Source organism: Vannielia sp. (assembly GCF_029212645.1).
Lineage (GTDB): Bacteria > Pseudomonadota > Alphaproteobacteria > Rhodobacterales > Rhodobacteraceae > Vannielia.
Genome location: NZ_JARGND010000002.1, coordinates 130,323 through 138,977, shown reverse-complemented (window position 1 = coordinate 138,977; position 8,655 = coordinate 130,323). Strand labels below are relative to the sequence as shown.

At 62.1% G+C, this 8,655-nt stretch carries 10 protein-coding genes; 6 read left to right on the top strand and 4 right to left on the bottom strand.

Annotated features, from left to right (window positions below):
* The 6 genes from P1U55_RS01360 to P1U55_RS01335 all read left to right on the top strand — a co-directional run.
* On the top strand, nucleotides 1-702 hold a 702-nt coding region (locus tag P1U55_RS01360), incomplete at its 5' end, for a ThiF family adenylyltransferase (protein WP_301045671.1).
* Nucleotides 703-712: 10 nt separating this feature from the next.
* Nucleotides 713-1,651 (top strand): ABC transporter substrate-binding protein, encoded by a 939-nt coding sequence (locus tag P1U55_RS01355; protein ID WP_301045670.1) that lies wholly within the window; start codon nucleotides 713-715, stop codon nucleotides 1,649-1,651.
* Entirely contained in the window at nucleotides 1,648-2,316 is a 669-nt protein-coding gene (tenA, locus tag P1U55_RS01350) for a thiaminase II (RefSeq protein WP_301045669.1), read from the top strand. The genes P1U55_RS01355 and tenA overlap by 4 nt, the downstream gene beginning before the upstream one ends.
* Nucleotides 2,313-3,014 carry an ABC transporter ATP-binding protein gene (locus P1U55_RS01345; protein ID WP_301045668.1) on the top strand — a complete coding sequence of 234 codons (702 nt, stop codon included), beginning with the start codon at nucleotides 2,313-2,315 and terminating at the stop codon, nucleotides 3,012-3,014. Before tenA ends, P1U55_RS01345 begins: the two co-directional genes overlap by 4 nt.
* A complete protein-coding gene (locus P1U55_RS01340; RefSeq protein WP_301045667.1) occupies nucleotides 3,011-3,664 on the top strand; it encodes a TenA family protein in 654 nt (217 codons plus the stop codon). Before P1U55_RS01345 ends, P1U55_RS01340 begins: the two co-directional genes overlap by 4 nt.
* Nucleotides 3,661-4,404 (top strand): ABC transporter permease, encoded by a 744-nt coding sequence (locus P1U55_RS01335; protein ID WP_301045666.1) that lies wholly within the window; start codon nucleotides 3,661-3,663, stop codon nucleotides 4,402-4,404. The genes P1U55_RS01340 and P1U55_RS01335 overlap by 4 nt, the downstream gene beginning before the upstream one ends.
* Before the next feature lie 169 nt (nucleotides 4,405-4,573).
* Here P1U55_RS01335 and P1U55_RS01330 read toward each other — a convergent pair whose 3' ends face one another.
* From P1U55_RS01330 to P1U55_RS01315, 4 genes are all read right to left on the bottom strand, one after another.
* Nucleotides 4,574-5,542 carry a formylglycine-generating enzyme family protein gene (locus tag P1U55_RS01330; RefSeq protein ID WP_301045665.1) on the bottom strand — a complete coding sequence of 323 codons (969 nt, stop codon included), beginning with the start codon at nucleotides 5,540-5,542 and terminating at the stop codon, nucleotides 4,574-4,576.
* Between the two features lie 123 nt (nucleotides 5,543-5,665).
* A complete protein-coding gene (locus P1U55_RS01325) occupies nucleotides 5,666-7,210 on the bottom strand; it encodes a sulfatase (protein ID WP_301045664.1) in 1,545 nt (514 codons plus the stop codon).
* A 64-nt stretch (nucleotides 7,211-7,274) separates the two neighbouring features.
* Nucleotides 7,275-8,231: an aliphatic sulfonate ABC transporter substrate-binding protein gene (locus tag P1U55_RS01320; protein ID WP_301045663.1), complete on the bottom strand. Its 957-nt coding sequence runs from the start codon at nucleotides 8,229-8,231 to the stop codon at nucleotides 7,275-7,277.
* A 31-nt stretch (nucleotides 8,232-8,262) separates the two neighbouring features.
* A partial coding sequence (locus tag P1U55_RS01315) for an ATP-binding cassette domain-containing protein (protein WP_301045662.1) occupies nucleotides 8,263-8,655 on the bottom strand: 393 nt, incomplete at its 5' end.

The following is an 8,655-nucleotide window of genomic DNA, read 5'->3' as shown; positions in this document are numbered from 1 at the left end:
GCGCTAAACCCCGAGGTGACGCTTGAGCCCATCGCACAGCGCCTTGATCCGGCGAACATCGCCGGGCTGTGTGGCGGTATGGATCTGATCCTTGATTGCGCCGATAGCTTTGCGGTCAGCTACATCGCGTCGGATTATTGCCTGCAAAGCCGCCAACCCCTGATCAGCGCGAGCGTTGTTGGCACAGAGGGTTATGTGGGCGGCTTTTGCGGCGGCAAACCGGGCCTGCGCGCGGTGTTTCCCGACCTGCCCGATCAGTTAGGCTCTTGCGATACCGATGGTGTGCTGGGGCCAAGCGTGGGGGTGATCGGAAGCCTGCAGGCGCAAATGGCGATGGCGGTTCTCACCGGAGATCGCACCGCTTTGGGCCGGTTTGTCAGCTATGATGCGCGGGTGATGCGGTTTGGCGGCTTCCGGTTTGATGGCGCGCCTGATCCTGCTCCCAAGCTCGCCTTCATCGCGCCCGCCGACATTGGCGCGAAGGATTTTCTGGTTGATCTGCGCGCCGCCGCCGAACCCGGCCCCGCTTTGCCAAACGCCCATCGCCACACCGTTACGGATTTCGGCCCGCACGGCCCGCAGCCCCACGAAACCCAACGCGCCGTTCTGGCCTGCCGGTCAGGCCTGCGCGCCTGGCAAGCGGCAGAACGGCTTTCCCAACACTGGCAGGGCGACATCAAGCTCATCGCCCTTGGAGACTGAAAAGGACCCTATGAAACACCTGATCGCAACCGCCCTGGCCATCATGGTCGCCACACCTGCCCTCGCACAGGACAAGATAACCCTGCTGTTGGACTGGTTCATCAACCCCGATCATGGCCCCATCATCCTGGCCGAAGAGCTGGGCTATTTCGCAGATCAAGGCCTTGAGGTTGAGATCATCCCCCCTGTTGACCCCTCGGCGCCGCCAAAACTTGTCGCCGCCGGGAAAGGGGACATCGCAATCAGCTATCAGCCAAGCCACCACCTGCAAGTGGCCGAAGGCCTGCCGCTGGTCCGCGTCGGCACGCTTGTGGCGACCCCGCTCAACTGCCTTTTGGTGCTGAAAGACGGCCCCATTCAACGGATTGGCCAGCTTCGGGACAGCAAAATCGGCTTTTCCGTCGCCGGGGTGCAAGAGGCCATGCTGAGCGCGATGCTTGGCAAGCACGGCGTCGCGCTGGACGAGGTTGAGATGGTCAACGTCAACTTCTCGCTCAGCCCTTCGCTGATGTCCGGGCAGGTTGATGCGGTGATCGGTGCCTACCGCAATTTTGAGCTGAACCAGATGGAGATCGAAGGCATCGAAGGGCGGTGCTTTTATGTCGAGGAAGAGGGCGTGCCAACCTATGACGAGTTGATTTACGTGGCCAACCCCGACCGGATGAACACCGATCAACTGCGCCGCTTCCTGCGGGCCACGGAACTTGCCACGCAATATATCGTCAACAACCCCGAGGCCTCCTGGGAGCTGTTCAAAGGATATTCCGCAGAACTGGACGACGCCTTGAACGCCAAGGCCTGGGTCGACACGCTGCCTCGGTTCGCCCTGCGCCCCGAAGCGCTGGACGAAGGCCGCTACACCCGGTTTGAACAATTCCTGGCAGATAGCGGCGTGGTCGAAGGCACGCGCCCTGTGTCTGCGCTCGCCGTTGATCTGGGGGCAGAATGAGTTACGGCAGCACCTTTGCGGCCTGGCGTGATGCCACGCCCGCCTGGCCCGATTATACCCGCCATGCCTTCGTGCAGGGGCTGGGCGACGGCACTCTGCCGCGAGATGCGTTTTTGCATTACCTCAAGCAAGATTACGTTTTCCTGATCCATTTCTCGCGCGCCTGGGCGCTGGCCGTCACCAAAGCAGATACGGTCGGGGAAATGCGGCTGGCAGCGGGCACACTCAACGGGCTGATCAACAAGGAAATCGCGCTGCACATCAAAACCTGTGCGCAAGCCGGCATTGACGAAGCCACGCTTTTCGCCACGCAGGAACGGCAGGCAAACCTTGCCTATACGCGCTATGTTCTGGATGCCGGGCACGCGGGCGATCTGTTGGATCTGCTCGCCGCGCTGGCTCCCTGCGTGATGGGCTATGGTGACATTGGCCACCATTTGGCCGCAACCAAAACTGCGGGCACCTATGGCGCGTGGATCGCCAGCTATGCCAGCGACGAATATCAACAGATATGTCAGGATGTGGGCGGCCTGATAGACGCCGCCGTCGCCCGGCGTTTGGGCGATGATCCCACAGCCAGCCCACGCTGGCCCGCCCTTCAGGCGCGGTTCGCCATGGCAACACGGTTGGAGGTTGGGTTCTGGGACATGGGGCTTGATCCGTGAGCCAACCGCTGCGCATGGCCGGGTCGGCGTCCATCAAGGGCACGCCGATCTTTTCCAACCTGGACCTGACGCTTGAACCGCACAGCTGGACCTGCCTTTTGGGAGCCAGCGGCGTGGGAAAATCCACCGTTCTGCGGCTTTTGGCGGGGATCGCGGAAGATGTTGAGTTCACCGGCGCTCAAAGTGATCCCGGCCGCGTTGCGCTTCTGGCGCAAAACGATCTGTTGCTGCCATGGCTCAGCGTGCTGGACAACGTGCTTGTTGGCGCGCGGTTGCGGGGCACCCCCCCCGACACCGGTCGCGCCCATGACACGTTAGCGCAAGTGGGCCTGTCGGATCACGCCTTCAAACGCCCCTCTGCCCTCTCAGGCGGGCAACGCCAAAGGGTGGCCCTCGCGCGGACATTGATGGAGGACTGCGCGGTTGTCCTGCTTGATGAGCCCTTTTCGGCGCTGGACGCGCTGACCCGCGCGCAGATGCAGGAGTTAACAGCCAAACTCCTGGCAAACCGCACCGTGCTGCTTGTCACCCATGACCCGGCAGAGGCCGCCCGGCTGGGCCAGACCATCCTGATCATGACCGCGAGCGGGCTGATCAAGGTCGCAACACCCAGCAGCCCAATCCCGCGCCCGTTTCACGATGAAAGCGTGTTGCGCGCCCAAGCCGATCTGTTTGACCAACTTCGGAGCCCCCAATGACCGCCACAGACCACCTGCAATCATGTGTTGCCGACGATTGGCACGCCGCCACCACCCATGCTTTCACCAACGCCCTGGCAGACGGGTCGCTCAGCCGCGGCCAGATGGCTGGCTACCTGCAACAGGATTATCTGTTCGTCGAAGGGTTCGTGCGGCTCCTCGCCTCGGCTGTGGCGCATGCGCCAACCTTGGCCGATGCGGTGCCGGCTGCGCAGTTTCTGGGGGTGGTCTGTGGCCCGGAAAACACCTACTTCCTGCGTGCGATGGAGGCGCTCAACGTCACGCCAACCGCCGTGGCCGCGCCGGAAACGACCGCTTTTCAAGAGCTTATGGATAACGCACGCCGCTCTGGCCGCTATGAAATCATGCTGGCCGTGCTGGTTGTTGCCGAATGGATTTACCTTGATTGGGCCAGCCCCTTCGAAGACCGGGCAAAGGATTTGCCGTTCTGGCTGGGCGAGTGGATCACCTTGCATAGCGGCCCCGGCTTCGCCGAGGTGGTGGCCTACTTGCGCGGCCAGCTTGATGCCCGGTGGGACACGCTTGACGATGCGGCCCGCGCTGAGGTGACCGAGACGTTTGCGCGTGCGGTGGCGCTGGAACGCGCCTTCTTTGATGTGGCCTGGGCTGGCTTTGCGGTCGCCAAATGACAGGCTGGCGGGCAGGCCTTGCCGCGCTGTGCCTGACCCTGGCACTGTGGCAGGCGGTGGTCTGGGCCACCGGCGTTGCCCGGTTCATTCTGCCGCCACCCGCACTGGTCGCGCGCACCCTCTGGGACAGCCGCCTGCTTTTGGCCGAACATGCCGCGATCACCATGGCCGAGGTCCTGATCGGGCTAGCTTTGGGGGCGGCTTTAGGGTTTGTCACGGCAATCGCGCTGGTCGCATCGCCCATGGCACGCGCGCTTGTGCGCCCGATGCTGGTGTTCAGTCAGGCCATTCCGGTCTTCGCCCTTGCGCCAATCCTCACGCTTTGGCTGGGCTTCGGGCTTTGGTCCAAAATCACGATGGCATTGATTATCATCTATTTTCCGGTGGTTTCGTCGTTCTTTGACGCCCTAATGCGAACGAACCGTGACTGGATCGGCATGGCCAGAGTCATGGGGGCCACCCCGGCCCGTATCATGTGGCATATCCGCGTTCCGGCAGCGCTGCCCGGCTTTGCATCAGGCCTGCGATTGGCGGCGGTCTATGCCCCTATTGGAGCGATCATCGGTGAGTGGGTTGGGGCGTCCAAAGGGTTGGGCTACCTGATGCTGCTGGCCAATGGCCGCGCGAAAACCGACCTGATGTTCGCGGCCCTTATCGTGCTTGCGGTGCTCACGCTGCTTTTGCACGCGGCGGTAAACAGGATTTGCGAAAGAACACTTGATCGCCCGGATGCCGGCTGAAGCTGGCATCGGTGCGATGGAAGCCGGTTTCGGGAAGGATGAGGGTGTACTGCGCGCGCACCGCGCAGAATTTACGGCTGCGTCGCCACGGCACATACGGTCATTCCCGCCCTTTGGCGCAAGCCCGGATGATTCAGCAACCAGCCAAAACGCTTTAGGCTGCCGCTGGTCACTGGGCCTGCTCAACGTCAAGCGCGACCCTGAACCCTGCGTTGCCGGTCGAACTGTCCGCATCGTTTCGGGTGCGGGAATGAACGTGATACCTGTCGCAGTAGCTCACATGGCACAGGTATGACCCGCCGCGCTGAACGCGGGCGCGGCCCTCACAGGCGCCAAGCGGGTCCTGCAACGGGAACGGGCCGCTGGGCGGATGCGGCGCATAACGATCGCGCGCCCATTCCCAGACGTTGCCGCAGGTGTTGAACAGCCCGAAACCATTGGGCGAAAACGCGTTCACAGGCGCAGTACCGAGATAGCCGTCATCTTCGGTGTTTTCGGTCGGGAACCGGCCTTGCCATGTGTTCATGGCATGCTGCCCCTTCGGCAACATCGCGTTGCCCCAGGGGAATTTCTTATGTGTCAGCCCGCCCCGCGCGGCGAATTCCCATTGCGCCTCGGTCGGCAGATCAAGGCCCGCCCAGGTGCAATAGGCAAGCGCGTCAAACCAGGCCACATGGACAACGGGGTGATCTTCGCGCCCCGCAACATCGCTGCCCGGACCTTCGGGCGCAGACCAGCAGGCGTTATCAACCCTGCGCCACCATGGCAGCCCGCTTGGGGATTGAGGGAACCGCGAAGCATCGTCCAGAAGCAGATGAAAAACGTAGGACCAGCCTTCGATTTCGGCAACGGTGCGGTATCCGGTGGCCTGAATAAAGCGCGCATATTCGGCATTGGTGCAGGCTGTGGCCGAAATGCGAAACGGGCTGAGCCTCACCTTGCGGCGGGGCGTGTCGAAATCCTCGGAAAACCGGGATCGCCGCGCGCCCATATCGAAGAACCCGCCATCAAGCGCGATCAACGTGTCGCGCAGCGCCGCGCGCAGGCCCGGCGATGCGGCCGGCACCGCCAGCGCTGCTTTCTCGTAGGCGGCGGAAGGCGCGGCCCTCCCCCGCTCGGTGCTGCAACACCCTGTCATGATCGCTCCCGGCTCAATCCGGGCGGCTCTTTGGCCCCGGACCGCGCATGTAATATCGCTCAGGACGATACCTGCGCTGGCCGATCCGGGCCAAAAGCCGCCTCAGGTTTCGCAGCAGTTGCCTCATGCCGCCACCCCGTTCAACCCGGCCAGAACCTTGCCGCTGTCATGGCGCGGCGCATCGCCGATTTCCGCCATTTTTGCGTCGAGCCGTGAAAGCATATTGGCAAAGACCTTCGAATAGGCAGGGTCGCCTGCGAGGTTCGTCAGTTCGTTCGGGTCTTTCCGGCAATCAAACAGCTCCCACTCGGGCGGGGCATCACCGTCCTTCGCACCGGGTTGCCCCAACCCTTCATTGTACCAGTAAATCAGCTTGTAACGGTCTGATCGCACGCCGTAATGGGCATAGGCATTGTGGATATCGTCCATGTTCATCCAGTAGCGATGATAGGCCACGTCTTGCCAGCCATCCCCCGCCGCGCCTTCAAAAACCGGTCGCAGGCTGAAGCCCTGCATATAGGAGGGGATCGGCGCGCGGGCGTAATCAAGGAAGGTTGGCGCGAAGTCGACATTGGTGGCGATATCGCCCGCGACCAGGCCTGCCTTGATCCCGGCAGGATAGCGCACAAGAAACGGCATTTGCAGCGATTCCTCGTACATGAACCGCTTGTCGAACCAGCCATGTTCGCCAAGAAAGAAGCCCTGATCCGAGGTGTAGATCACGATCGTGTTGTCGGTCAGGCCGTTGGCATCGAGCCAGTCGAGCATCCGGCCCACGTTATCGTCGATGGCGGCGATGGTGCGCAGATAGCGTTTGATGTAGCGCTGGTATTTGAACAGGTCGAGCTGGCGCTTGCTGTCGAAGGTAAAGCGCGCGCCAGTCTTGCGGTCGATCAGCGCCAGCCCCACGGGATCATCGGGCACTTTGCGCATCTCGCTGCCCGGCTTTTCCAGATCGCCCAGTTCGGCGCCGCCTTCGGGCAACACGAGGCCCAGATCCTCATAGGTCAAATCCTGGCGCACCCGCATTTTCGCCGCGGCGGCAGCGGCGGCGCGGTTGGCGTAATCGTCGTCATAGGTTTCAGGCACCGGCAGGTCATCGAGGTAGAGGTCATCGTAGCGCGGATGCGGCACAAAGGGGCGGTGCGGCGCCTTGTGGTGGCACATCAGGAAAAACGGGCGATCCGGGTCGCGCTGCTTCAGAAAATTCAGGCATTTATCGGTGATGATGTCGGTGGCATAGCCGGGTTCGGTTTTTGGGCCGTCCGGTCCGATCATCTCGGGGTCAAAGTAATCGCCCTGCCCCGGCAGAACCGACCACGCATCAAAGCCGGTGGGTTCATGCGCCCGCCCCTCGCCCAGATGCCATTTGCCAAACATCGCCGTTTGGTAGCCCGACGATCGCAAATGCCTGGCGACGTTGGGCAAGCGGTTGTCGAGATGGGTGTCCAGTGTTGTCACCAGATTCACATGGTTATGGGTGCCGGTCAGGATTGCCGCGCGCGAGGGCGTGCAGATCGAATTGGTGACATAGCAATGATCCAGCCGCATCCCCTCATTGGCCAAACGGTCGATATTCGGGGTGCTGTTCAGCCCCGAGCCATAGGCCGAGATCGCGTTGGCGGCGTGGTCGTCGCACATGATGAACAAAATGTTGGGGCGGGTCATGGTGTGCCTCGTCTCGTCTCAGGATAGCCGGGCCCGCCGCGCGGGGCGGAACCGGCCGGTTTTTTCAGTCCGCGTAAAGATCGCCAAGATAGAAGTCTGAAGCGGGCAGCGGGTTCTCGATTTTTCCGAACTGCGCATAAAGATCGGCGAGCGTTCCGAACCAGTTTGCCACCTGGCCACCACGGCTCAACTCCTCGTATTCGGCGCTGGTCGGAAGGCGCGCCAGCTTGCTTTCGGCCAACAGCGGCTCTTCCGGCACGTTCAGGAAATTCGCGGTGATGGAGACCGATTGCTCGGGGTTTTCGAAGCGAAAGTCGTTGGCTTCCTTGATGACGGCAACGACCTTGCGGATCACGGCTTCGTTGTCTGCCATTTCGTCGCTGACAATGAAGGACGAGGGGAAGGCGATCTCGGGGAAGAATTCCTCGTTCGAGGACAGTTCCTTCAGCTCGGGAACCCGCTGCCGGGCGACATCGACAAACGGATACCAGATCCCGGCACCGTCGATTTGCCCCGAAGAGAACGCGGTGACAACGGTTGAGGGATCCATCGAAACCACCTCGATATCGTCGAGGCTCATGCCCGCCTCGGCCAGTGCCAGACGCAACAGCATGTCGCCCGAGGTGCCTTCAGGCACGCCAACCTTCTTGCCTTTCAGATCTTCGATACTGTCGATGCCCGGCTGGGCGATCACCCGGTCGGTATAGCCCAGCGCATTGGGCGCAATCACCTTGGCCTGCCCCGACGCGGGCAACCAAAGCGCGCCCGGCCCGATATAGGCAAAGTCGAGCGACCCGGCATTCAGCGCCTGCACCTGGATCGGGCCGTTGGTGAAAACCTTGAGATCGGCGTCAAGCCTGTGCTTCTCCCACAGGCCCTGATCGGTTGCGATGGCCGCGATCGAGGTGCCGAAATAATCGGCGATATAGCCCATGCGGATCTCGTCCAGCTCCTGCGCGGAAAGTGGTCCGGCAAGCGCGAGCGACGCAATGGCTGCGAGGGTTGTTCGTCTGCTAAGCATCTTGGGTCTCCTCCTTGTTGATCTTGCTGAGTCAGGCCGCCTCGGCGTCGCGGTGATAAACAGCGCGCCACACGCGGTTGCGGATGTCCGTGAACTCGGGCGAGAGGCGAACCTCGTCGTCGCGCGGAAAGGGAAGGTCGACGTTGATGATCTCCTGAAGGCGTCCGGGATTGGCGGCCAGCACGATGACGCGGTGGGCGATAAACACCGCCTCGTCCACATCGTGGGTGATGAACATGACGGTGCGCTTGTCCTTGGACCATGTGTCCAGAAGCTGGTTTTGAAGTTTCACCCGGGTCAGCGCATCCAGCGCGCCAAAGGGTTCGTCCATCAAAAGCACGGTCGGGTTGACGGCATAGGCCCGCGCGATGGCGCAACGCTGCTTCATGCCGCCTGACAAGGTTTTGGGATAGGACTCGGCAAA

What these genes read in the sequence shown, in the direction of transcription:
- P1U55_RS01355 (WP_301045670.1), top strand. Translation starts at nt 713, where the DNA reads ATGAAACACCTGATCGCAACCGCCCTGGCCATCATGGTCGCCACACCT.
- tenA (WP_301045669.1), top strand. Translation starts at nt 1,648, where the DNA reads ATGAGTTACGGCAGCACCTTTGCGGCCTGGCGTGATGCCACGCCCGCC.
- P1U55_RS01340 (WP_301045667.1), top strand. Translation starts at nt 3,011, where the DNA reads ATGACCGCCACAGACCACCTGCAATCATGTGTTGCCGACGATTGGCAC.
- P1U55_RS01335 (WP_301045666.1), top strand. Translation starts at nt 3,661, where the DNA reads ATGACAGGCTGGCGGGCAGGCCTTGCCGCGCTGTGCCTGACCCTGGCA.
- P1U55_RS01330 (WP_301045665.1), bottom strand. Translation starts at nt 5,542, where the DNA reads ATGACAGGGTGTTGCAGCACCGAGCGGGGGAGGGCCGCGCCTTCCGCC.
- P1U55_RS01325 (WP_301045664.1), bottom strand. Translation starts at nt 7,210, where the DNA reads ATGACCCGCCCCAACATTTTGTTCATCATGTGCGACGACCACGCCGCC.
- P1U55_RS01320 (WP_301045663.1), bottom strand. Translation starts at nt 8,231, where the DNA reads ATGCTTAGCAGACGAACAACCCTCGCAGCCATTGCGTCGCTCGCGCTT.